The 22179-nt window shown below is 54.8% G+C and carries 20 protein-coding genes, 3 tRNA genes and 3 pseudogenes; 20 read left to right on the top strand and 6 right to left on the bottom strand.

The genetic code is table 11. From position 1 onward, the window contains the following. Position 1 precedes the first annotated feature (1 nt). The 9 genes and pseudogenes from tssC (at position 2) to OGV98_RS23650 (ending at position 8275) form a co-directional block, all read left to right on the top strand. The gene (tssC, locus tag OGV98_RS11955; RefSeq protein WP_502873841.1) at positions 2–1480 is read left to right on the top strand and encodes a type VI secretion system contractile sheath large subunit; all 1479 of its coding nucleotides are present in this window, start codon (positions 2–4) and stop codon (positions 1478–1480) included. Positions 1481–1485: 5 nt separating this feature from the next. Further along, positions 1486–1917 carry a type VI secretion system baseplate subunit TssE gene (tssE, locus tag OGV98_RS11950; protein WP_049001343.1) on the top strand — a complete coding sequence of 144 codons (432 nt, stop codon included), beginning with the start codon at positions 1486–1488 and terminating at the stop codon, positions 1915–1917. Further along, positions 1917–3557 (top strand): annotated as a pseudogene (gene tssF / locus OGV98_RS11945) (type VI secretion system baseplate subunit TssF); the annotation flags it as partial. The gene tssE and the pseudogene tssF, both read left to right, overlap by 1 nt. A 26-nt stretch (positions 3558–3583) precedes the next feature. Further along, positions 3584–5398 (top strand): annotated as a pseudogene (tssM, locus tag OGV98_RS11940) (type VI secretion system membrane subunit TssM); the annotation flags it as partial. Positions 5399–5408: 10 nt separating this feature from the next. Next, positions 5409–6758 (top strand): type VI secretion system ImpA and VasL domain-containing protein, encoded by a 1350-nt coding sequence (locus OGV98_RS11935; RefSeq protein WP_138828387.1) that lies wholly within the window; start codon positions 5409–5411, stop codon positions 6756–6758. 28 nt (positions 6759–6786) lie between these two features. Further along, positions 6787–7266, top strand: a complete 480-nt coding sequence (locus tag OGV98_RS11930; protein ID WP_016149980.1) for an Hcp family type VI secretion system effector — start codon at positions 6787–6789, stop codon at positions 7264–7266. Between the two features lies 1 nt (position 7267). Beyond that, positions 7268–7420, top strand: a complete 153-nt coding sequence (locus OGV98_RS11925) for a hypothetical protein (RefSeq protein ID WP_158513313.1) — start codon at positions 7268–7270, stop codon at positions 7418–7420. A gap of 8 nt (positions 7421–7428) precedes the next feature. Continuing rightward, entirely contained in the window at positions 7429–8106 is a 678-nt protein-coding gene (locus OGV98_RS11920) for an AcrVA2 family anti-CRISPR protein (RefSeq protein ID WP_196614634.1), read from the top strand. Next, on the top strand, positions 8042–8275 hold the full coding sequence (locus OGV98_RS23650) for an AcrVA2 family anti-CRISPR protein (RefSeq protein WP_474197924.1): 234 nt from the start codon (positions 8042–8044) through the stop codon (positions 8273–8275). Before OGV98_RS11920 ends, OGV98_RS23650 begins: the two co-directional genes overlap by 65 nt. On the opposite strand, the gene OGV98_RS11915 is transcribed toward OGV98_RS23650, so the two are convergent. Then, positions 8269–9030, bottom strand: coding sequence for a lipoprotein YafT (locus OGV98_RS11915; RefSeq protein ID WP_196614633.1), 762 nt, complete (start codon positions 9028–9030; stop codon positions 8269–8271). The two genes, OGV98_RS23650 and OGV98_RS11915, sit on opposite strands and share 7 nt — an antisense overlap. 210 nt (positions 9031–9240) lie before the next feature. On the opposite strand from OGV98_RS11915, the gene OGV98_RS11910 reads away from it, so the two are divergent. Beyond that, positions 9241–9819: a hypothetical protein gene (locus tag OGV98_RS11910; protein ID WP_286551565.1), complete on the top strand. Its 579-nt coding sequence runs from the start codon at positions 9241–9243 to the stop codon at positions 9817–9819. On the opposite strand, the pseudogene OGV98_RS11905 reads toward OGV98_RS11910, so the two are convergent. Together OGV98_RS11905 and OGV98_RS11900 are read right to left on the bottom strand one after the other, a co-directional pair. Continuing rightward, a pseudogene (locus tag OGV98_RS11905) lies at positions 9758–10054 on the bottom strand (Arm DNA-binding domain-containing protein); the annotation flags it as partial. The gene OGV98_RS11910 and the pseudogene OGV98_RS11905 sit on opposite strands and share 62 nt — an antisense overlap. Positions 10055–10215: 161 nt before the next feature. After that, positions 10216–10291 (bottom strand) — tRNA-Asn (locus OGV98_RS11900). Between the two features lie 326 nt (positions 10292–10617). Between OGV98_RS11900 and nac the strand changes: the two genes are divergently transcribed. Then, positions 10618–11535 carry a nitrogen assimilation transcriptional regulator NAC gene (nac, locus tag OGV98_RS11895; protein WP_049001804.1) on the top strand — a complete coding sequence of 306 codons (918 nt, stop codon included), beginning with the start codon at positions 10618–10620 and terminating at the stop codon, positions 11533–11535. A 101-nt stretch (positions 11536–11636) separates the two neighbouring features. Then, on the top strand, positions 11637–12587 hold the full coding sequence (gene cbl, locus OGV98_RS11890; RefSeq protein WP_003832224.1) for an HTH-type transcriptional regulator Cbl: 951 nt from the start codon (positions 11637–11639) through the stop codon (positions 12585–12587). Between the two features lie 140 nt (positions 12588–12727). Here the strand turns inward: cbl and OGV98_RS11885 are convergent. Further along, a tRNA-Asn gene (locus tag OGV98_RS11885) sits at positions 12728–12803 on the bottom strand. Positions 12804–12902: 99 nt separating this feature from the next. Continuing rightward, positions 12903–14390 carry an EmmdR/YeeO family multidrug/toxin efflux MATE transporter gene (locus OGV98_RS11880; RefSeq protein ID WP_126318457.1) on the bottom strand — a complete coding sequence of 496 codons (1488 nt, stop codon included), beginning with the start codon at positions 14388–14390 and terminating at the stop codon, positions 12903–12905. Positions 14391–14550: 160 nt separating this feature from the next. On the opposite strand from OGV98_RS11880, the gene OGV98_RS11875 reads away from it, so the two are divergent. After that, positions 14551–14626, top strand: a tRNA-Asn gene (locus OGV98_RS11875). Between the two features lie 82 nt (positions 14627–14708). On the opposite strand, the gene paaZ is transcribed toward OGV98_RS11875, so the two are convergent. Beyond that, complete coding sequence (paaZ, locus tag OGV98_RS11870; protein WP_003030847.1) at positions 14709–16754, bottom strand: phenylacetic acid degradation bifunctional protein PaaZ; 2046 nt, start codon at positions 16752–16754, stop codon at positions 14709–14711. A 285-nt stretch (positions 16755–17039) separates the two neighbouring features. Here paaZ and paaA point away from each other — a divergent pair, with 285 nt between their 5' ends. Genes paaA through paaG form a run of 7 tightly spaced genes read left to right on the top strand, consistent with a single transcriptional unit; the run spans position 17040 to position 22177 of the window. Next, positions 17040–17969: a 1,2-phenylacetyl-CoA epoxidase subunit PaaA gene (gene paaA, locus OGV98_RS11865; RefSeq protein ID WP_061549519.1), complete on the top strand. Its 930-nt coding sequence runs from the start codon at positions 17040–17042 to the stop codon at positions 17967–17969. Positions 17970–17980: 11 nt separating this feature from the next. Beyond that, positions 17981–18268: a 1,2-phenylacetyl-CoA epoxidase subunit PaaB gene (paaB, locus tag OGV98_RS11860; protein ID WP_003832229.1), complete on the top strand. Its 288-nt coding sequence runs from the start codon at positions 17981–17983 to the stop codon at positions 18266–18268. Positions 18269–18275: 7 nt separating this feature from the next. After that, positions 18276–19031 (top strand): 1,2-phenylacetyl-CoA epoxidase subunit PaaC, encoded by a 756-nt coding sequence (paaC, locus tag OGV98_RS11855; protein ID WP_057101704.1) that lies wholly within the window; start codon positions 18276–18278, stop codon positions 19029–19031. A gap of 12 nt (positions 19032–19043) precedes the next feature. After that, on the top strand, positions 19044–19544 hold the full coding sequence (paaD, locus tag OGV98_RS11850; RefSeq protein WP_049002575.1) for a 1,2-phenylacetyl-CoA epoxidase subunit PaaD: 501 nt from the start codon (positions 19044–19046) through the stop codon (positions 19542–19544). A 7-nt stretch (positions 19545–19551) separates the two neighbouring features. Next, positions 19552–20622 carry a 1,2-phenylacetyl-CoA epoxidase subunit PaaE gene (gene paaE, locus OGV98_RS11845; protein ID WP_003030840.1) on the top strand — a complete coding sequence of 357 codons (1071 nt, stop codon included), beginning with the start codon at positions 19552–19554 and terminating at the stop codon, positions 20620–20622. Continuing rightward, positions 20619–21386, top strand: coding sequence for a 2,3-dehydroadipyl-CoA hydratase PaaF (paaF, locus tag OGV98_RS11840; protein WP_202580596.1), 768 nt, complete (start codon positions 20619–20621; stop codon positions 21384–21386). The genes paaE and paaF overlap by 4 nt, the downstream gene beginning before the upstream one ends. A 2-nt stretch (positions 21387–21388) precedes the next feature. After that, entirely contained in the window at positions 21389–22177 is a 789-nt protein-coding gene (gene paaG, locus OGV98_RS11835) for a 2-(1,2-epoxy-1,2-dihydrophenyl)acetyl-CoA isomerase PaaG (protein ID WP_032949037.1), read from the top strand. Positions 22178–22179: the final 2 nt, after the last annotated feature.

Genomic DNA, 22179 nt, shown 5'->3' with positions numbered 1-22179 from the left:
TATGTCAGATATTGCATTGCAGGAAGCCCCCGGTTCAGCCTCTCCCGCAGGCTCGTCATCCCTGCTAGATAACATCATGGCGCAGAGCCGCTTTCAGCCAGAATCCGAAAGCTATGACATTGCCCGCCAGGGTGTGACGGCGTTTATCTCCGCTCTGTTGCAGAATGAAGCGGAGTCCGTCGATATTCTGGCGGTGAATGCTATGATCGCCGATATTGACGATCGCACAGGCCGTCAGATGGATCTGATCCTCCACGATCCGGCCATTCAGGAGCTGGAAGCGCTGCTACGCTCCCTGAAACTGTTGGTTGAACGCACCGATCCGCGTGAAAACATCAAAATTTATCTGCTGCACGCCACCAAAGAAGAACTGCTGGATAATTTCGAGTTCGCCCCGGAAATCACCCAAAGCGGTTTCTATAAACACGTCTACTCCAGTGGGTACGGGCAGTTTGGCGGCGAACCGGTTGCGGCGGTGATTGGCAACTACGCGTTTAAAAATAACGCGGCAGACCTCAAGCTGCTGAAATACGTCAGCGCGGTTTCCGCGATGGCCCATTCACCGTTTATTTCTTCCGTGGCACCGGAATTCCTGGGGCTGGAGTCCTGGACCGAGCTGCCGGGCATTAAAGACATCGGTTCTATCTTCGAAGGTCCGGCCTACACCAAATGGCGCGCCCTGCGCGAGTCGGAGGATTCCCGTTATCTGGGGCTGACCTCGCCGCGCTTCCTGCTGCGCCAGCCGTATGCGCCGGGAGATAACCCGGTGAAAAGCTTCAACTATCGCGAGAATGTCAGCCGCCACCATGATGACTATTTATGGGGCAACACCGCTTTTCTGCTGGCGGCCAACATGGCGGACAGCTTTGCGAAGTACCGCTGGTGCCCGAATATCATCGGTCCGCAGAACGGCGGCTCGGTGAAAGATCTGCCCGTCCATCTGTATGAATCTATGGGGCAGTTGCAGGCCAAAATTCCGGCCGAAGTGCTGATCACCGACAGGCGTGAGTTCGAGCTGGCGGAGGAAGGGTTTATTACACTGACCATGCGCAAAGGGTCGGATAACGCCGCTTTTTTCTCGGCAAACTCGGTACAGAAACCGAAAACCTTCCCGAATACGCCGGAAGGCAAAGAGGCAGAGACCAATTACAAACTTGGCTGTCAGCTCCCTTATCTCTTCATCATCAGCCGCCTGGCGCACTATATCAAGGTGTTGCAACGCGAGCAGATCGGCTCCTGGAAAGAGCGTGGCGATCTGGAGCGAGAACTGAATACGTGGATCCGCCAGTATGTGGCTGACCAGGAAAACCCGCCTGCCGATGTCCGCAGCCGTAAGCCGCTGCGCCAGGCAAAAATTGAAGTGCTGGATGTGGAAGGTGAACCGGGCTGGTACCAGGTGTCATTGTCAGTCCGTCCGCACTTCAAATATATGGGTGCCAGCTTTGATCTCTCGCTGGTCGGGCGTCTGGACAGGGATTAAACGTCATGATGAAGCGGGATATTGAGAAAGAGGGCAGCCTGTTTGACCGTATTGGCGAGGCGGCGATGCCCCGGTTTTATCGCCAGTCAGGCGTCAGCCTGCTGCACTCCATCAGCGAAAACCTGCATAACATCCTCAATACCCGCTCCGGCAGTTGTGCTGGCTCTCCGGAACTGGGCATTGCTGATTTAAATGACGACACATTAGCCTCCGGTAATTTCAGGGAAGAGATTGCCAGAGGCATCCACGACTGCATCCGGCGCTATGAACCCCGCATTACCAGGGTTGTGGTGACGGCGGCGGCGTCGGACGACTATGCGCCGCTGGCGCTGCGTTTTCATATTGTGGCGCAGGTGAGTTTTCACGACGCCAGGGACGTTCTGGAGTTTGACATTCTGCTGGATAATCGCCAGCGCTACCGGGTGGAGTACCTCTGATGGCCTTTGAAGAACGCTATTACCGCGAAGAACTGGACTATCTGCGGCAACTGGGCAAGCTGCTGGCGCGGGATAAACCCTATCTGTCCCGTTTTCTGGCCGAGAAAGAGGGTGACCCTGACGTGGAGCGCCTGATGGAAGCGTCGGCCTTTCTGGCTGGCGGCGTGCGGCAGAAGTTGGAGGACGCGTTTCCCGAGTTCACTCACGGGATTATCCGCATGTTATGGCCTAACTATCTGCGCCCGGTGCCTTCCATGTCGGTGATTGAGTATCAGCCTGAAGGTAATATCCAAGCGCCGGTGCAGGTTTTGCGTGATGAACTGGTCAGTTCAGGTGTTATTCGTGTCGCCTCATCAGGCCGGAAGGTGCTGGGCGATGATGACCGGACGCCACCGCCTCCCTGTCATTTTACGCTGGCGCGCGATATCTGGTTACAGCCTTTACAGATACGGGATGTGCGTAATGCCAGCAGCCTCGAAGAAGGCATCGTTGATATTGTTTTTTTTGCCGAAAATGGTGTGTCTTCTCGTGCGCTGGAGCTGAATAAAATCAATTTCTGGCTGGGCAACGAAGACGACTACACCCGCTACCAGCTATACCTGTGGTTCAGTGAGCGCCTGATGGACGCTGAACTGATTATCGGGGAACAGCATATTCCCCTGCCGGAGTTGTGGCTTGAGGCCGCAGGATTTGAGCGAGAGGATGCGTTACTGCCGTGGCCGAAAAACGTTCACAACGGCTATCGCGTACTTCAGGAGTATTTCTGCTACCCGGAGAGCTTTTTCTTTTTTCATCTGCGCGATGCCGCGCCGCTGCCGGAGGATTTCCACGGCGGCGCATTTACGCTACGCCTGCACTTTAATCAGCCGTTGCCGATGGATATCAAGCTCCGTGCATCATCACTGCATCTGTTCTGTACACCGGTGGTGAATCTGTTTGTCCATCAGGCCGAACCCATTGCACCGGACGGCAGTGCGCCGCAGTATCCGCTGCGCGCCAGTCATCAGCACCCGGATGCCTACGATATTTTCCGCGTGAAGTCGGTGTCCAGTAAGGTCTCTGCTTCCGGTGAGGTCGCCGGCGTGACCAGCCCGTCGCGTCTCTGGCCGGAGTTCGAAAGCTTTAACCACCAGATGGAGTACAGCCGCCAGCGCGAGGTGGTCTACTGGCATCACCGGACAAAAACCTCGCTGTTTCATCGCGGGCTGGAGCACAGCATTGCGTTTGTGCATGCTGACGGCCGTCTGCCCGATCCTGCGCATCTGAGCGGGGAGGCGCTGAGTGTGTCGCTGGTCTGCACCAACCGGATGCTGCCCGTGCAACTGCACACCGGCGATATCTGTGTGGCGGTAGGGAAAAACCCGGCGGTCGCCAGTTTCAGCAACGTGACCCGCCCGACGCGTCCACTTTATCCGGTCACCGACGGCGATATGCAGTGGTCGCTGATCTCCTGTATGAACCTGAACTACCTCTCGCTGCTGGACCGGGAGGCGCTGGTGCAAATCCTGCGCACCTTCGATTTGCCAGGGATCCAGCATCCGCAGCAGGCCCGGCTGTCGCAGCAGAAGCTGGACGCCATCGAGAGGCTGGAAACTAAGCCGGTGGACCGGCTGTTTAAGGGCGTACCGGTGAGAGGGCTGACGGCCTGATAAAAGATCTGGCAACGGCCCCGCAGAACAGTGAGCAGAAACTGGCTGTGCTGCGCGTGCTCAGAATGCTGGAGGATAAAAGCGGGCGCAACGATGAGGTGGTGAAGCAGTATATGGCGAAACGCTGGAGCGAGCGATTCCACGGCAAGCGCGATATTCAGGCGCAACTGATGGCGCATCTGGACTACGCGCTGCAACACACCGACTGGCACGCGCAGCGCCAGGCTGGCGAAGGGGAGGCCATCAGCCGCTGGACGCCGTATGATAAACCGGTCACTGATGCGCAGAAAGAACTCAGCAAACTGCCGGTTTACCAGCGTGTGTACCAGAGCCTGAAAACGCGGGCGCAGGGCGTTCTGCCCGCCGACCTGAATCTGCGCGATCAGGTCGGCCCGACTTTTGATCAGGTATTTATCTCCGGCGATGACGACAAACTGGTTGTTCCACAGCTTCTCACCCGCCACGGGCTACAGAGCTATTTTGTGAAGCAACGTGACGAACTGGTGGCGCTGACGGCGATGGATTCGTGGGTGCTGAACCTGACCCGCAGCGTGAAATACAGCGACGCCGACCGCGCGGAAATCCAGCGCCAGCTGACCGAGCAGTATTTCGGCGACTACACCGCCACCTGGCGCGCCGGGATGGATAACCTCAACGTTCGTGATTATGAGTCCGTTGCGGAACTTACCGGCGCGCTGGAGCAAATCATCAGCGGCGACCAGCCGCTCCAGCGGGCATTAACCGCGCTGCGCGATAACACGCATGACATCGTCCTGCCGGACAAGCTGGATGATAAGGCGCGTGAGGAAGCGCGAAGCGCGCCAGATTATTTGCTGCTGGCACGCCTCGGTCATGAATTTGCCCCGGAAAACGGTACGCTGGACGCGCAGAAAGACAAGGAAAGTACGATGCAGGCCGTTTACCGGCAACTGACGGAGTTGCACCGTTACCTGCTGGCGATACAGAATGCGCCCGCGCCGGGAAAATCGGCCCTGAAAGCCGTGCAGTTACGGCTTGACCAGAACAGCAGCGACCCGATTTTCGCCACCCGGCAGATGGCGAAAACGCTGCCCGCACCGCTCAACCGCTGGGTGGGTAAGCTGGCGGATCAGGCCTGGCATGTGGTGATGGTGGAAGCCGTCCACTACATGGAAGTGGACTGGCGTGACAGCGTGGTGAAACCGTTCAGTGAGCAGCTGGCGGATAAGTATCCGTTTAACCCGCGTTCGCCGCAGGATGCGTCGCTGGATGCATTTGAACGCTTCTTTAAACCCGGCGGCGTGCTGGATACGTTCTACGCGCAGAATCTGAAGCTGTTTGTTGAGGGCGGCGCGGAGGTGAACGGCGACGATGCCGTCGTTATTCGCGAGGACGTGCTGCAACAGCTGGAGCGGGCGCAGAACATCCGCGACATCTTTTTCAGCAGGCAGAACGGTCTGGGCACGCAGTTTGCGGTGGAAACCGTGTCGCTTTCCGGCAACAAGCGGCGCAGCGTGCTGAACCTGGACGGCCAGTTAGTGGACTACAGCCAGGGGCGTAACTACACCGCCCATCTGGTGTGGCCGAACAACATGCGCGAAGGCAATGAAAGCAAGCTGACGCTGATTGGCCTCAGCGGCAGCGCACCGCGCAGCATCAGCTTCGGCGGGCCGTGGGCGCAGTTCCGGCTGTTTGGCGCAGGGCAGTTAACCGGTGTGCAGAATGGCAACTTTACTGTGCGGTTTAACGTGGACGGCGGCGCGATGGTGTACCGGGTGCATACCGATACCGAAGACAACCCGTTCAGCGGCGGGCTGTTCAGCCAGTTCCGCCTGCCGGATACGCTGTACTGAGGAGGCGGGGATGAATAACGACGAACTGACACAGACCATTGTGACTGGCAGCGATCCGCGTGGTCTGCCGGAGTTTAGCGCCATTCGCGAGGAAATCAACAAAGCCAGCCACCCGTCTCAGCCGGAGCTGAACTGGAAGCTCGTGGAATCGCTGGCGCTGGCGATTTTTAAAACCAGCGGCGTGGATTTGCATACCGCGAGCTATTACACCCTGGCGCGCACCCGCACGCAGGGGCTGGCGGGATTCTGCGAAGGCGCGGAACTGCTGGCGGCGATGATAAGCCATGAGTGGGATAAGTTCTGGCCGCAGAACGGAACCGCGCGCACGGAAATGCTCGACTGGTTCAATACCCGTACCGGCAACATCCTGCGCCAGCAGTTGTCCTTCACGGAGGCCGACCTGCCGCTGCTGTACCGCACCGAACGGGCATTACAGCTTATCTGCGACAAGCTCCAGCAGGTGGCACTGAAGAAGATGCCGCGCGTGGAGAACCTGCTGTACTTTGTGCAGAACACGCGTAAACGGCTGGAGCCACAGCCCCGGAACAGCATGGATCTGCAGGCGAAAACCACCGTCAGGACGCTGGTCTATGCCCCGGAGAGCGCGGTTGCTGCCACGTCAACAACTGCGGAGATTGTCCCGCCGCTGCCTGACCTGCCGGAAATAAATGTGGAAGTTCACCCTCATGTGACAGCAGGCAGTGCGGCGGGAGCCATGTCGCGTCTCAGCGTGACAGGCTTTGTGGCTGGCGCTGCCTGTACTGCCATTATCGCTGCCGTGCTCTGGTGGTGGCAGGTGTACCCGATGCAGCAGCAACTGGCGAGGGTAAACGATACCGCCCTGGGGGCCGCCACGGTCTGGCTGGCGTCCCCCGACCTGAACCGCTACGGGCAACGTCTGCAACAGCTACCGGATGCCTCGCCGCTACAGACGCTGGAAACCGGCATACAGATGATGCGGATAGCGGACAGCCGCTGGCCGGAGAGCCTGCAACAGCAGCAGGCGACAGCACAGTGGAATGAGACGCTGAAAACTCGCGCGCAGAACAGTCCGCAGATGAAAGGCTGGCAGCAGACCCGCCAGGATTTGCGTGCGTTTGCCGAACTGCTGGTTCAGCGCGAGCAGGCAAAAGAGGGCTTCACGCTCTCCTATATCAAAACGGTGGTTTACCAGGCTGAGCGGACGCTGAACCAGGAGACGCCGCTGGAATCTCTGCTGACGCAGTACCAGGATGCACAGGCGAAGGGGCTGACGACCGGCATCCTGGAAAAACAAATTAATGAACGGCTGGATGGTGTGTTAAGCCGCTGGCTGCTGCTGAAAAATTCAACCAGTCCGGATGTGGCTGATAAACATTAATTCATAATATTTTCAGGGAGATTACAACATGGCAAATCCGGTTTACCTTACATTGAACGGACAGTTTCAGGGGCTGATTTCAGCGGGATGCTCATCGCTGGCTTCCATTGGCAACAAAGCGCAGCTTGCGCATCTGGATCAGATTATGGTGACAGAGCTGAATCATGGTTTAAGCAGGGCGCAGAATGTAAATCACCAGGAATTGACTATCCATAAACCCGTAGATAAATCATCTCCTTTACTGAGTAAGGCTATTAACGAAAATGAATGCCTGACCTGTGATTTTGATTTTTATCGTACCAACCGCTTCGGCATCAATGAACTGTATTACAAACTGAAGCTAATCAACGCCAGAATTTCCAGTATTAGTCTGACGGTGCCGGATACCATTCTGAACGGCCAGGGGCAGCCGGAAGAATCAGTGTCGTTTACTTACGAAAGTATCAGCTGGGAGCACTGTATTGCCGGAACCAGTGCATACAGTCTGTGGAGCGAGCGGATCTATTAGGATGCGAGAAATTAATAACCAGATAATCGATCCTGTCCGGATCGCCGATGCTTTTTGCAGACAACATCCGCAGATGACGGCGAATATTGAGCAGGTGCGCCTGATGAAGGGGAAAGCATTTACTGGTGTTTTTTACCGATTACCAGATGGCTGATGTTATTCATGGGTGGACAAAAACGTGAATTTACTCCGGCTGTCTGGCTGGAACTCCAGAAACTTTCTGTGCTGGGAACCTGGCGCTACAGCAAAGGGATTTATACGCCGCATCCGTCACTGCTTAATGCCCTGGCTGAAACGCCACTTTCCGACAGCCTGCCGGTTGATGTCTTTTTACGTTTTTCCGAATGGTGTATTTACGTCAGTACGCCGGGAATGTGTATGCAGGGAGAGGAATTGTACGGATTCTGGGCAATGGTTAACCAGAATGATGTTAACAATGATAAATCGCTTTATCTGCTGTTGAATCGGGAGAATGGGTTAAAGCTGGAGTCCTTTCGGCTTAAAACGGGTTCCGTGAATACCATACTTGAAGATATGTTTCACGAGGGGCTGGACGCCAGTGGTGCAACGCCTGAAACGGTTGAGACATTAAAGCATTCGGAATATCTGTCAGTATATCTGAAAAACCAGGCCCGCGATGTCGGTCGATTATTATCGATTTTGCTGTACATCTGTTCGGATGAGCCGGAGATTGACAGCGAGCGCCAGCCGGGAAGCTATCCGGCCAGGCCAAAACCCGTAAAAACTAAAAAGGGGTTCAGGCTGTTTCCGGTAAATGGCCCCCGGTACTGGCGCGTGGGTGAAAATATGGGGGGAAATGCTGGCGACAGCACTCTCTGAAACTGACATCTGTACTGCAACCGGGCGGCAGGTTCGCGTACATTTACGACGCGGACACTGGCATGGTTTCTGGTCCGGTAAAAGAGACGAACCAGAGGCACGAAAATTTTCATATCACTGGCTGCCACCACAGATTATTGGCGGCAGACGTCATGAGGCGGTTTACTGATAGCGGTTAACCAGATCTTTAACCACTGTGGCATAGGTTTTTTGTCTGAGCTGGGTAATTTGCTGATCTGTTACTGTCGTTTTTCCTGTCATGGCAGGCAGAATGCTGTATTCATAGTTAACCGGGGACCAGGTGGCCCATTCTCCTGTTGCCACATCGACAAGTGCAAAGCGAACCAGATAGCGTAGTGATGTGGTGTCGTTCAGTTTCTCATTACGGTAATCAGACCAGTGGGTACTTTTTGTCGCTGTATCATATGTCCCGGCCTGTAACGTGTCCCAGTAAACAATGACCGCTTTCTGATCGCCTTTTGCAGCAATATAACGCAATGCCTGCATATAATTCCTGTTTTCACTGACGTCGGCATCCTGTTCTTCATTTTTAACCGGCTTATTGCAGGATATTGCCTTTTGTTTATCCGGAATGCCGGAGAAGGTCGATATCCGGTAATATTTCGCCATTTCCTGCTGCATTAACATTTCGGGCGCACGATTCCCTGACTGGACCAGAATTATGGCTGAATTTAACGGAATACGAAAATCCTCACCATCCAGTGCGGCCTGAATATCTTCTTCTGAAATGGACAGTGTGGTCTCATTGCCGAAAATGTCTTTATCGGTGAGTGATGTTGTATCTTTATTGACGCTGTTTACTGGCACCGATTTTCCGCTTTTTTTTGCATCAATGGGAGAGCGGGAACATCCCGTTAACAGTAATGCTAATGCACATGAAAATATCACTAACCTGATATTCATTTTTATATTCCTTTATCGTGTAATAACTTGTTTTTGACAGAAAGAAACACCTGGTTATTATATCCTTATACCAGTATTGTATATACTTAAATAAACATTCATCTCTTCAATATTTGTTACCTTAAACATACTTATTTTCTATTTTCTCGCTAAAAAATAACCTTGAGACTCTCTTTTTAATTTTGTGCTGAATGGCGGTTGCACTTTAAGATGAAATACAACCTCTGGAAAAATAAGAAAGCAGAAGTTATGAATGCTTTCCCCTGCTATAGCAATAATTCTTCCATGCCGGTCTGGCTTACCATTGACGAAGCCGTTGGTGTTATTAACCGACGAACGGGAGCGAATATTATGGTCAGTGAAGTCTGGCGTTATGCCCTTTATGGCCATCTGAAACTGTCTGTCTATTTCCAGTCCCCTGTAAAACTGCAAAAAATTTGTATGAATGGCAGCAATCAGAATGAGATTTATCTGGAAACGATTAGCAATAATATCAGTTACAGGCTCTGTTATTTAAATGATTGTTGTATTCGCTATGAAGACTTCCGTCGTGTTAAAACCGATGGCGTATTAATATCTCCGACATATCATATTATTGACACTCCTCTGACAGGTTGCGAATATACTGAAGTTAAGAAACGACTTGTGAACTCACTGAGTTTGCCGCAGCCAGTTTCTGGTCAACATAATTATCATTACGGTATTTTTGTACGGGAAAAAGAGGACGTTTTTCAGGTTTTGAGCAATGTACCTGGCAGGAGCGCATTTCCCACTGTAGTGCAGGATTGATATTATGCGCCAGTAGTTTACGGATGCCGTCTCGCTGTTGACGTACGTCGGAAAGTGAAAGCAGCGGGTAGGCGCCCAACGCAATACGGGATTCTTTTCGGTTGAAGCGGTACTTGAGATACCAGAGACGGGAGCCGTCTGGATTGACAAGCAGATACAGACCGTGTGAATCAGTCAGTTTAAAGGGTTTATCAGAAGGTTTGGTGATGCGGATTTTCGCATCGGACAGGGACATATGGTGGTCACTCCATTATCGAACTGAAATGACCCCAAATCAGACCACCAATTTCGCCGGATGCGGAGGGAAAAACAGATACGCATCGGGAATGTTTTTCACACTAACTTATTGAAACCCAATCATATAGGCACTTCTAAGTACGCCTGAAAAAAAGAATTTGGCTCCTCTGACTGGACTCGAACCAGTGACATACGGATTAACAGTCCGCCGTTCTACCGACTGAACTACAGAGGAATCGTTTGAACGAGGCGCATATTAGCGAGGGTGGTGAGGCTTGTCAAAGGGGTAAATACATTTGTGTGTTCGTTTGCTGACAAAATCAGCAAAGCGGCGATCTTTCCGTCTTTTTATGCTTTTGCCCCATTCTGGTGCGTGTCTACCTCTTCCAGGGCAGCCTGAATGAGATATTTCGGTGTGCAGAATGATCTTCCTTCGCTTTTACTCCTGACTTTGTGCGGCTTTAACCATAAAACACCGTTTTAGACGAAAGTGGCAAGCATCTTGCAATCCTGAATTCAATGACTGCCAGCACGGGTTCTGGTATTCCGACAGGAGGCAAAATGAACTTCAGACGACTGAAATATTTCGTGAAAATCGTCGATATTGGTAGCCTGACCCAGGCAGCGGAAGTATTGCACATTGCGCAACCCGCGCTGAGCCAGCAGGTCGCAACGCTGGAAGGTGAGCTTGATCAGCAATTGCTGATTCGTACCAAGCGTGGCGTCACGCCGACGGAAGCAGGAAAAGTATTATATACCCACGCCCGGACGATTTTACGTCAGTGTGAACAGGCGCAACTTGCGGTTAATAACGTGGGACATACCTTGACAGGCCAGGTCTCTATCGGCCTTGCGCCGGGGACAGCAGCGTCATCCATTACCATGCCGTTATTACAGACGCTACGTGCCGAACTGCCCGATGTGCAGGTCTATCTGCATGAAAACAGTGGGGCAGTGCTGAATGACAAGCTGCTCAGCGGGCAATTAGATATGGCAGTGCTCTATGAGCGTTCACCCGTGGCGGGCATCAGCAGTCAACCGTTGCTTAAAGAGGATCTGTATCTGGTCGGCACGCGTGAGTGTCCGGGGCAAAGCGTCGATTTAGCCGCGGTGGCGCAGATGAGTTTGTTCTTGCCACGGGATTACAGCGCGGTTCGCCTGCGCGTGGATGAAGCTTTTTCGCTACGTCGCTTAACGGCTAAAGTGATTGGCGAAATTGAATCTATCTCCACCCTGACGGCTGCCATTGCCAGTGGTATGGGCGTCACAGTGTTGCCCGAGTCGGCCGCCCGTTCATTATGCAATGCAGCGAACGGCTGGATGGCGCGCATCACAACCCCATCGATGAATCTGCCATTATCGTTGAACGTGTCAGCCAGAGGGAGCTTATCGCCCCAGGCGCAGGCAGTGAAGGAGATCCTGTTGTCGCTGGTTAGCCGTCCGGCGCTGGAAAATCGCGAACTGCAGCTGGTCAGCTAAACCTTATTCCCGCGAGGAATAAGATGCAGGTTTTTATTATTTGTTATGCCGGGCATCAGACTTTAACAATAGCGTAATGTCTGATGTGCCCGGAGTGAAACGTGAATTTCCAGCAACTCAAAATAATCCGCGAGGCGGCCCGTCAGGATTACAACCTGACGGAGGTCGCGAATATACTGTACACCTCGCAGTCGGGCGTCAGCCGACACATTCGTGAACTTGAAGATGAACTTGGCATCGAAATTTTTATCCGTCGTGGTAAACGCCTGTTGGGCATGACTGAACCGGGTAAAGCTTTGCTGATCATTGCCGAACGTATTCTGAATGAGGCCAGCAACGTTCGTCGATTGGCGGATCTGTTTACCAATGATACGTCCGGCGTTTTGACGATTGCCACCACGCATACCCAGGCACGCTATAGCTTGCCTGCGGTTATAAAAGCCTTTCGTGAGCTGTTCCCTGAGGTGCGTCTGGAACTTATTCAGGGCACACCACAGGAGATTGATGTCCTGCTACAAAATGGCGGGGCAGATATCGGAATTGCCAGTGAGCGGCTGAGCAGCGATCCATTGTTGGTGGCTTTTCCCTGGTTTCGTTGGCACCACAGCCTGCTTGTTCCTCATGACCATCCATTAGTGAAGGCTTCTCCGCTAACGCTGGAGTCCATCGCTCACTGGCCGTTAATTACCTATCGTCAGGGGATTACAGGGCGTTCCCGCATCGATGAGGCGTTTGCTCGCAAGGGGCTGATACCTGATATTATTCTCAGCGCCCAGGACTCGGATGTGATTAAAACTTACGTGTCACTGGGATTGGGGATTGGGCTGGTGGCAGAGCAATCCAGCGGCGAGCAGGAAGAGGGGACGTTAACCCGTCTGGATACCCGGCATTTGTTTGATGCAAATACCGTTTGGCTAGGACTTAAACGCGGACAGCTGCAGCGCAACTACGTCTGGCGATTCATCGAGCTATGCAACGCTGGGTTATCCGTCGATGAAATTAAGCGTCAGGCGATGGAGCCAGATGAAGCGGTGATTGATTATCAGATTTAACAATAAAAGCCCGTGAGAAACGGGCTTCTCTCGTTGCCAGTATGGAAAAGCCTGGGTGTGAAGTGAAGCGCTCTACCTGGTTAATGGGATCGCAGAAAAGCAAAAAGCCTGCTTAGTTTCCTGAGCAGGCTTCTTAAATATGGCTCCTCTGACTGGACTCGAACCAGTGACATACGGATTAACAGTCCGCCGTTCTACCGACTGAACTACAGAGGAATCGTTTGAACGAGGCGAATATTAGCGATGCCGCTCAGCGTTGTCAAAGCCTGAATGGATAAATTCGATTGTTTGCTGAAATATTCCCCATTTCGCCGATTAATCAGACGCAACCGGTTGTTTTATGCACTTTTCACGTTCGGGGCGTGGGTATTTCCACAACCAGCGGCCTGTGACCATACGCCAGTAAAATAACGCGGCGCGCACGGCCCAGTCGAAGAACATACCTAACCAAACGCCGACAACTCCCCATCCTAATACGATACCCAGAGTGTAGCCCGCGACTACGCGGCAGCCCCACATGCCCAGCATCGATACCCACATAGCAAAACGTGCATCTCGCGCACCTTTAAAGCCCGCTGGTAACACCCAGGAGGCTGCCCATATCGGCATAAATGCTGCATTGAGCCAAATCAGGATGACTATGACCTCTTTTACATCCTGATCGTGGGTATAAAATGAGGCCATCACCCCGGCGAAAGGTGCGGTTAGCCAGGCAATTGCCGTTAGGCCAATCGTCGACAGCCAGAACACATGCCGTAGCTGGATTTCAGCCTGGGCAATCTGGCCATTTCCCAGACGCCTGCCGGTAATGATTGTCGACGCGGAACCTAAAGCATTCCCCGGTAAATTGATAAGCGCGGCGATAGAAAATGCAATAAAGTTCCCGGCGATAACGCTGGTTCCCATTCCTGAAACAAACATCTGCGTCAAAAGTTTACCGCCATTGAACAGCACTGACTCGATACTTGCCGGAATGCCGATCCCCATCACCTCCCATATAATGGCGAGATTGAGTGGCTTAAAATAGCTTTTGAAGGGAATTCGCAGCGCGGGGTTAAAACCAATCATCAGTACCCAGATGATGGCAATCGCCCCGATGTAGCGCGAAATGGTCAGTCCCAGGCCTGCTCCCACAAATCCCAGACCTTGCCAGGAAAAGATCCCGTAAATCAGGATGCTACTGATGATGATATTCAGGATGTTCATACCGCCGTTAATCAACAACGGTATTTTAGTATTTCCGGCTCCACGTAGTGCGCCACTGCCGATCAGCGCAATGGCTGCCGCCGGGTAGCTGAGCACCGTCAGCTCCAGATAGGTAAGTGCCAAAGCTTTAACGTCTGGCGTTGCTTCACCTGCAACAACGTCAATAATCTGTTGACCAAAATAGTGAATGACCGCTGCCAGCACGGTAGCAAAAATTGTCATGATCACCAGCGATTGTCTGGCTGCGGCTCTGGCCCGTCGACGATCTCGTTTCCCGAGGCTAAATGCTACAACTACTGTGGTACCCAGATCGATGGCGGCGAAAAATGCCATGATGACCATATTAAAACTGTCGGCGAGTCCGACACCGGCCATTGCTTCTTTTCCCAACCAACTTACCAGGAAGGTACTCAGAACACCCATCAATAGCACACAGGTGTTTTCCAGGAAAATGGGGACAGCCAGCGGAGTGATTTCGCGCCAAAAGAGAACCTTATAACTCTTGCGTTTGGCATACCAGGGCGTGCGGGAAGCGACCTGGCGTAAGGCAGCGGAGACGTTCAAAGTGGACCTTAACGAAGAAAGTTGAAACCTCATTTCAAATGATGAGGGAGAATCAAAAAAGCTGCAAAGTTTTTTCTATTTAAAATGTCTGTAAATGCAACAAACTGTCGAGAGAAGCATCAATTGATTCGCATTCGAAGAAATGAGGTTTGACAAAAATTTTTTCGCCGCTAAGATAAGCCTCCACAACGATTCCTCTGTAGTTCAGTCGGTAGAACGGCGGACTGTTAATCCGTATGTCACTGGTTCGAGTCCAGTCAGAGGAGCCATATTTAAGAAGCCTGCTCAGGAAACTAAGCAGGCTTTTTGCTTTTTGTTTCAACTCTGGTCGCGCGAAGCGACACCGGGTTCTTAAGCCGGGAAATCCCCATGCTGACGCGCAACCAACGTCAGAATGGAATACAGCGCCACCGCCTGCTGGTGCTGATTGAAAATCTCCACCGCCCATTCCACCACGCCAGTCGCTTTTTCTTCGGCATTGCGCTGAAGTTTCACCGTTTTGCGTTTGCAGGTTAAACGCACCTGGATAGTGTCGCCCGGCTTAACCGGCTCGATAAAGCGCAGATTTTCCATACCGTAGTTGGCGATAACCGGGCCAACGCCCGCGTCTACAAATAGACCGGCAGCGGCGGAAATCAGGAAATAGCCGTGCACCACGCGTTCGCCGAAAATAGACTCGGCCGCTGCAATTTTGTCCATATGAGCGTAGAAGTGATCGCCGCTCAAACAGGCAAAATTGACGATATCCGCTTCGGTCAGCGTGCGGCGCGGAGTCAGCAGGCTATCGCCCGGTTGGATCTCTTCGAAATATTTGCGGAACGGGTGAATGCGATCTTCCGTAACCTGCGCGCCGCGTACCCACTGCTGGCTAACGGCGGCCAGCATGGTTGGACTGCCCTGAATGGCAGTGCGTTGCATGTAGTGTTTCACCGCACGGAGACCGCCCAGCTCTTCACCGCCGCCTGCACGTCCAGGCCCACCGTGGACCAGCTGTGGCAGTGGAGAGCCGTGGCCGGTCGATTCCGCTGAGGATTCTTCGTTCAGCACCTGAATACGCCCGTGGGCGCGGGCTGCACCGAGGATAAACTCTCGCGCCAGTTCGCCGCTCGCCGTCACCAGCGTTCCTGCCAGACTGCCTTCACCAGCGCGCGCCAGCGTCATGGCATGCTCGGTATTCTGATACGGCATCAGCGTGGCGACCGGACCAAAGGCTTCAATTGCATGTACCGCGGTAATTTCATCCGGCTGCGGACAAAACAGCAGCGTTGGCGGGAAGAAAGCTCCAGCGGTGCTCAGATCTGCCTTTCCGCCCAGCAGTACCTCACATCCGGCTTCAACCAGACGATTCACATTATCCTGCACGTCCTGACGCTGATCGTTATTCACCAGCGACCCCATCTTCACGCCTTCCTGCGCCGGATCGCCCACTACCACCTTTTGCAGGCGGGCAATCAGCGCTTCACTGACGGCTTTCACCTGCGCCTGCGGCACGATAATGCGGCGAATGGCGGTACATTTCTGCCCGGCTTTGGTCGTCATCTCGCGCACAACTTCACGTACAAACAGTGCAAACTCAGGCTGTTCTGGGGTGACGTCCTCACCCAGCACGCAGCAGTTGAGTGAATCCGCTTCCATGGTGAAGGGCACAGATTTCTCCACCAGATTCGGATGCACACGCAATTGCTGTCCGGTATGCGCAGAGCCGGTAAAGGTCACTACGTCCTGGCTATCCAGATTATCCAGCAGATCGCCCGCGCCGCCGCAGATCAGGCTTATTGCGCCGTCCGGCACCAGCCCGCTGTCGACAATGGCTTTGACCATCGCCTGCGTCAGCTGCGCGGTGGCGGTCGCCGGTTTAACGATCGCGGGCATGCCGGCAAGCCAGGTCGGCGCCAGCTTTTCTAACATCCCCCAGCAGGGGAAGTTAAAGGCGTTGATATGTACCGCAACGCCGGATTTTGACGTCAGCACATGGCGCGCGGCAAAACCGCCCTGTTTGGACAACGGAATCAGCTCATCTTCCGGCCACAGCACATCATCCGGCAGCTCACGCCCGCCGAGGCTGGCATAGGTGAAAAGCGTGCCGATGCCGCCTTCGATATCGACCCAGCTGTCACCGCGTGTTGCTCCGGTTTGCGCGGATATGGCATAGAAATCGGCTTTCAGTTCCATTAAATGCTTCGCCACCGCTTTTAGCATCGCGCTGCGCTGAATAAAGCTCATTGCCTGTAACGCTTTGCCGCCGTGCTCGATGGCGAAGCGGCGCGCCTGCGCCATATCCAGTCCTTCGCTTGTCACTTCCCAAAGCGGTTCGCCGCTGATGGCGTGGTGGATAGTACGGGTGCGGCCCCGGCCGGTCTGCCAGGCGCCGGATAAATAGCTGGCTAACTGCTGCATCGTTAATCTCCAGATGTGTTCCGTAATTTCTCTTTAAATAGTTATTTTGTGAATCACAAAATGCAAGAGAGATTTTAATAATTTATTAACAATGCGATCGCGAACACCTTATCTAAATTGATTATGATTCTGTTTTTACTCAATAAACTAAAAGGCTTTGCGTAGCGTGTCACAAAAATCACAAACAAAATTTGTGGTTTTATTTAACCAAGATGTAACTTTCATAAAACAAAATGATTCACAAAAAATGATTTGTTGAATTTATCGGAATCATAAGGTGATGACGTGACAGAAGAACAACGCTTTGACCAGCGCATCGCGCAGGAAACGGCCATCGAGCCGCAGGACTGGATGCCGGACGCATACCGTAAGACGCTGATCCGCCAGATTGGCCAGCATGCGCACTCGGAAATCGTCGGCATGCTGCCAGAAGGCAACTGGATAACCCGCGCACCCACGCTGCGGCGTAAGGCCATTCTGCTGGCAAAAGTACAGGACGAGGCCGGACACGGCCTGTACCTCTATAGCGCGGCGGAAACACTGGGCTGCGCGCGTGAGGATCTGTACCAGAAGATGCTCGACGGGCAGATGAAATACTCCTCCATCTTCAACTACCCAACCCTGAGCTGGGCGGATATTGGCGTGATCGGCTGGCTGGTCGATGGCGCGGCGATCGTCAACCAGGTGGCACTGTGTCGTACCTCCTACGGCCCGTATGCCAGGGCGATGGTCAAAATCTGCAAAGAAGAAAGCTTCCACCAGCGTCAGGGCTTTGAAGCCTGTATGGCGCTGGCGGCGGGCAGCGAAGAACAGCGGCAGATGCTCCAGGATGCGATCAACCGTTTCTGGTGGCCCGCGCTGATGATGTTCGGGCCGAGCGACGACAACTCGCCGAACAGCGCCCGCAGTATGGCGTGGAAAATCAAACTGCATTCCAACGACGAACTGCGCCAGCGCTTTGTGGATAACACCGTTCCGCAGGTTGAAATCCTCGGCATGACCGTGCCGGATGCCGATCTGCAGCTTGATGAAGCGACGGGGAAATACCGATTCGGTGAGATCGACTGGCAGGAATTTAATGAGGTCATCAACGGTCGTGGTGTCTGCAATCACGAACGTTTGGGCGCCAAGCGTAAGGCCTGGGAAGAGGGGGCATGGGTGCGCGAAGCCGCGCTGGCTCATGCCGAAAAACAACGCGCTCGCGATGCCGCCTGAGGAGAAAAAAGATGAGCAAAACATACTGGCCGTTATACGAAGTGTTTGTCCGCAGCAAACAGGGTTTGTCGCACCGCCATGTGGGCAGCCTGCACGCCGCCGATGACCAAATGGCACTAGAAAACGCGCGTGATGCCTACACCCGCCGCAGCGAAGGCTGCTCCCTCTGGGTGGTGAAGGCGAGTGAAATCGTTGCCTCGCAGCCGGAAGAACGCGGTGAATTTTTCGACCCGGCGGAGAGCAAAGTCTACCGCCACCCGACGTTCTACACCGTGCCGGACGGCATGGAACATATGTGAGGCAACGATGACGACTCTCAATCCCGTTGCAACCTATGCCCTGCGTCTGGGCGATAACGGCCTGATCCTGGCACAGCGTTTAGGCGCATGGTGCGGCCACGCACCGGAGCTGGAAATCGACCTGGCGCTGGCCAATATCGGTCTCGATCTGTTGGGACAGGCGCGCAATTTTCTCAGCTACGCCGCCGAACTGAACGGTAACGGCGACGAAGACACGCTGGCCTTCGGCCGCGATGAACGCCAGTTCAGCAATCTGCTGCTGGTTGAACAGCCGAACGGCAACTTTGCCGACACCATTGCCCGCCAGTTCTTTATCGACGTCTGGCACGTGGCGCTGTTCAGCCGTCTGGTCTATAGCCGCGACGCGCAGCTCGCCGCCATTGCGGCCAAAGGGTTGAAAGAGGTGCGTTATCACCAGCGCTTCAGCAGCGGCTGGCTGGAACGTCTGGGCAACGGCACCGCGCTCTCGACGCAGCGTATGCAGCAGGCAGTCGATAACCTGTGGCGCTATACCGGTGAACTGTTCGTTGCCGATGCGCTGGAAATTGACCTGAGCGAGCAGGGGATCGCCGTCGATCCGCGCACGCTCCAGGCGGAATGGCAGGCAACGGTTCACACCGCGCTGCTCGATTCCGGCCTGCAAATTCCCCAGGAGGCGGCGTTCCGCAGCGGCGGTAAGCAGGGGCTGCACAGTGAACATCTCGGTCCGATGCTGGCAGAAATGCAGTATTTACAGCGTTCGTACCCTGGACAGCAGTGGTAACAGGAGGTGGCTATGCAACGTCTTGCCGATATCGCGCCCGCCGAAGTGTGCACCGTGTGGGGACTGTTAAGCGCGATCCCCGACCCGGAAGTGCCGGTGCTGACCATTACCGATTTGGGGATGGTACGCCGGGTTGAACGCCTCGGCGACGGCTGGGTGATTGGCTTTACGCCAACCTACTCGGGTTGCCCGGCCACCGAACATCTGCTGGGTGAAATTCGAACGGTGATGGCGGAGCACGGCTATACGCCGGTGCACATCGTGCTGCAGCTCGACCCGCCGTGGACCACCGACTGGATGAGCCCTGATGCCCGCGAGCGTTTGCGCCAGTATGGTATCAGCCCGCCGCATGCCCATGCCTGCCACGCCGGCGAGATGCCAAAGGATGTGGTCTGCCCACGCTGCGGCAGCACCCACAGCTCACTGATTAGTGAATTCGGTTCCACGGCCTGTAAAGCGCTGTATCGCTGCGATAGCTGCCGTGAACCCTTTGATTACTTTAAATGTATTTGAGGCTGCGATGACAACATTTCATTCGCTTACCGTGGCAAACGTTGAGCCGGAAACCCGTGATTCGGTCACCATTACCTTTGCCATTCCCGACGCGCTGCGTAGCGTGTACGCCTTCTGTCCGGGCCAGCACCTGACGCTGAAAACCCGCTTGGGCGGGGAAGAGTTACGCCGCTGCTACTCCATTTGCCGCAGCCGTTCGCCGTCAGAAATCAGCGTGGCGGTCAAAGCCATCGACGGCGGCCGTTTCTCCCGCTATGCCCAGAGCGATATTCAGCAGGGTATGGAATTTGAGGTGATGGTGCCGCAGGGGCACTTTGGCTACCAGCCGCAGGCCGAGCGTGAAGCGGAATATCTGGCGATTGCCGCCGGTTCCGGCATTACGCCGATGATGGCGATTATTGAAGCGACGCTGGCGACCGAACCGGCCAGTCAGTTCACCCTGATTTACGGCAACCGCAGCAGCCACAGCATGATGTTCCGTCAGGCGCTGGCCGACCTGAAAGACCGCTACCCGCAGCGTTTGCAGGTGGTGCATCTGTTCAGCCAGGAGTCGATGGACAGCGACCTGCTGCAAGGGCGCATTGACGGCGACAAGCTGCATGCGCTGGGCAAAACGCTGCTTGATTTCAGCCGTTTTGATGATGCGTTTATCTGCGGCCCGTCGGCGATGATGGACGAAGCCGAAGTGGCGCTGCGTGAACTGGGCGTGCCGGAAAAATCCATTCACCTCGAGCGCTTCAATACGCCGGGTACCAGCGTGAAACGCGCCACCGGCGTGCAGGCGGAAGGCCGCACGGTGACCATTCGCCAGGACGGCCGCGATCGCCTGATTTCGCTAAATGCCGAAGATGACAGCATTCTTGATGCGGCGCTGCGTCAGGGCGCAGACCTGCCGTTTGCCTGTAAAGGCGGCGTCTGTGCCACCTGTAAATGCAAAGTGGTGCAGGGCGAAGTGGCAATGGCCGCCAACTATAGCCTGGAAGCCGATGAAGTGGCGGCGGGCTATGTGCTGAGCTGCCAGGCGCTGCCCAAAAGCGCGGATGTGGTGGTCGACTTTGACGCGCGGGGGACGGCATGAGCGAACTGCTATTGACCCGTCATGACCGCGTGCTGCAACTGACCCTGAACCGTCCGCAGGCGCGTAATGCGTTAAACAACGCGCTGCTGACGCAGATAGCCGACGCGCTGGAAAGTGCGGCTGCAGACGCCTGCGTGAGCGTCTGCGTGATTAGCGGTAACCCGTGCTATTTCGCTGCCGGTGCCGATCTCAACGAAATGGCGGAAAAAGACTTGCCCGCCACCTTCGACGATATTCGTCCTCGTTTGTGGGCGCGCATCGATGCCTTCAACAAGCCGCTGATAGCGGTGGTGAACGGCTATGCGCTGGGGGCGGGCTGCGAGCTGGCGCTGCTGTGTGATCTGGTGATTGCCGGCGATAACGCCCGTTTTGGCCTGCCGGAGATTACTCTCGGCACCATGCCGGGGGCGGGTGGTACGCAGCGGCTTATCCGCAGCGTTGGTAAAGCGCTGGCGAGCCGGATGGTGCTGAGCGGCGAAAGCATTGACGCCGAACGCGCACAGCAGGCTGGGCTGGTGAGCGACATTCACCCGGCGAACCTCTCTGATGAATATGCCTTGAAGCTGGCTGCAAACATCGCTCGCCACTCGCCGCTGGCGCTGCGTGCGGCAAAGCAGTCGCTGCGTCTGGCGCACGAGGTGAGCCTTCAGGCCGGTCTGGTGCAGGAACGCCAGCTGTTTACGCTGCTCAGCGGTACCGACGACCGCCGTGAAGGTATCGCCGCTTTTTTACAAAAACGCACACCGGAATTTAAAGGACGCTAATCGTGGAAGCTTTCATTCTCAGCGAAGTGGAACAGGGCGTCATGACCATCACCCTGAACCGCCCGGACCGACTCAACAGCTTTAATGACGTGATGCACCAGCAGCTCGCCGACTGCCTGAAACAGGCCGAACGTGACGACACCATTCGCTGCCTGCTGATTACCGGTGCCGGTCGCGGTTTTTGCGCCGGACAGGATCTGAATGACCGTAACGTTGACCCAAGCGGCCCCGCGCCGGATCTGGGCATGTCGGTGGAACGCTTTTACAACCCGCTGGTGCGTCGTTTAGCCGCGCTGCCGAAGCCGGTTATCTGCGCCGTTAACGGCGTGGCCGCCGGGGCGGGTGCAACGTTAGCGCTGGGCTGCGATATCGTGCTGGCCGCGCGTTCGGCGAAGTTTGTGATGGCCTTCAGCAAGCTTGGCCTGGTGCCGGACTGCGGCGGTAGCTGGCTGCTGCCCCGTGTGACCACCCGCGCTCGCGCCGTAGGTTTACTGATGCTGGGCGATAACCTCAGTGCCGAACAGGCTGCGCAGTGGGGGATGATCTGGCAGGTGGTGGACGACGCTGAACTGAAAGACACTGCGTTAGCCATGGCGCGTCATTTTGCTACCCAGCCGACCTATGGGCTGGGGTTAATTAAGAAAGCTTTGCAGCTTTCCGAAACCAATACGCTGGATCAGCAGCTTGAGCTTGAGCGCGACTACCAGCGCATGGCCGGTCGCAGCGACGACTATCGTGAAGGCGTCAGCGCCTTCCTCGCCAAACGTCAGCCACAGTTCAGCGGGAAATAAGC

This window comes from Citrobacter sp. Cf136, from assembly GCF_030333815.1.
Taxonomy (GTDB): Bacteria; Pseudomonadota; Gammaproteobacteria; order Enterobacterales; family Enterobacteriaceae; genus Citrobacter; species Citrobacter freundii.
This window is presented reverse-complemented; position numbering and strand designations above follow the sequence as displayed.

Excerpts from the sequence above, each read along its gene's own strand:
- tssC (WP_502873841.1), top strand. The coding sequence starts at position 2 with ATGTCAGATATTGCATTGCAGGAAGCCCCCGGTTCAGCCTCTCCCGCA.
- tssE (WP_049001343.1), top strand. The coding sequence starts at position 1,486 with ATGATGAAGCGGGATATTGAGAAAGAGGGCAGCCTGTTTGACCGTATT.
- OGV98_RS11935 (WP_138828387.1), top strand. The coding sequence starts at position 5,409 with ATGAATAACGACGAACTGACACAGACCATTGTGACTGGCAGCGATCCG.
- OGV98_RS11930 (WP_016149980.1), top strand. The coding sequence starts at position 6,787 with ATGGCAAATCCGGTTTACCTTACATTGAACGGACAGTTTCAGGGGCTG.
- OGV98_RS11925 (WP_158513313.1), top strand. The coding sequence starts at position 7,268 with ATGCGAGAAATTAATAACCAGATAATCGATCCTGTCCGGATCGCCGAT.
- OGV98_RS11920 (WP_196614634.1), top strand. The coding sequence starts at position 7,429 with ATGGGTGGACAAAAACGTGAATTTACTCCGGCTGTCTGGCTGGAACTC.
- OGV98_RS23650 (WP_474197924.1), top strand. The coding sequence starts at position 8,042 with ATGGCCCCCGGTACTGGCGCGTGGGTGAAAATATGGGGGGAAATGCTG.
- OGV98_RS11915 (WP_196614633.1), bottom strand. The coding sequence starts at position 9,030 with ATGAATATCAGGTTAGTGATATTTTCATGTGCATTAGCATTACTGTTA.
- OGV98_RS11910 (WP_286551565.1), top strand. The coding sequence starts at position 9,241 with ATGAAATACAACCTCTGGAAAAATAAGAAAGCAGAAGTTATGAATGCT.
- nac (WP_049001804.1), top strand. The coding sequence starts at position 10,618 with ATGAACTTCAGACGACTGAAATATTTCGTGAAAATCGTCGATATTGGT.
- OGV98_RS11880 (WP_126318457.1), bottom strand. The coding sequence starts at position 14,390 with ATGAGGTTTCAACTTTCTTCGTTAAGGTCCACTTTGAACGTCTCCGCT.
- paaZ (WP_003030847.1), bottom strand. The coding sequence starts at position 16,754 with ATGCAGCAGTTAGCCAGCTATTTATCCGGCGCCTGGCAGACCGGCCGG.
- paaB (WP_003832229.1), top strand. The coding sequence starts at position 17,981 with ATGAGCAAAACATACTGGCCGTTATACGAAGTGTTTGTCCGCAGCAAA.
- paaC (WP_057101704.1), top strand. The coding sequence starts at position 18,276 with ATGACGACTCTCAATCCCGTTGCAACCTATGCCCTGCGTCTGGGCGAT.
- paaD (WP_049002575.1), top strand. The coding sequence starts at position 19,044 with ATGCAACGTCTTGCCGATATCGCGCCCGCCGAAGTGTGCACCGTGTGG.
- paaE (WP_003030840.1), top strand. The coding sequence starts at position 19,552 with ATGACAACATTTCATTCGCTTACCGTGGCAAACGTTGAGCCGGAAACC.
- paaF (WP_202580596.1), top strand. The coding sequence starts at position 20,619 with ATGAGCGAACTGCTATTGACCCGTCATGACCGCGTGCTGCAACTGACC.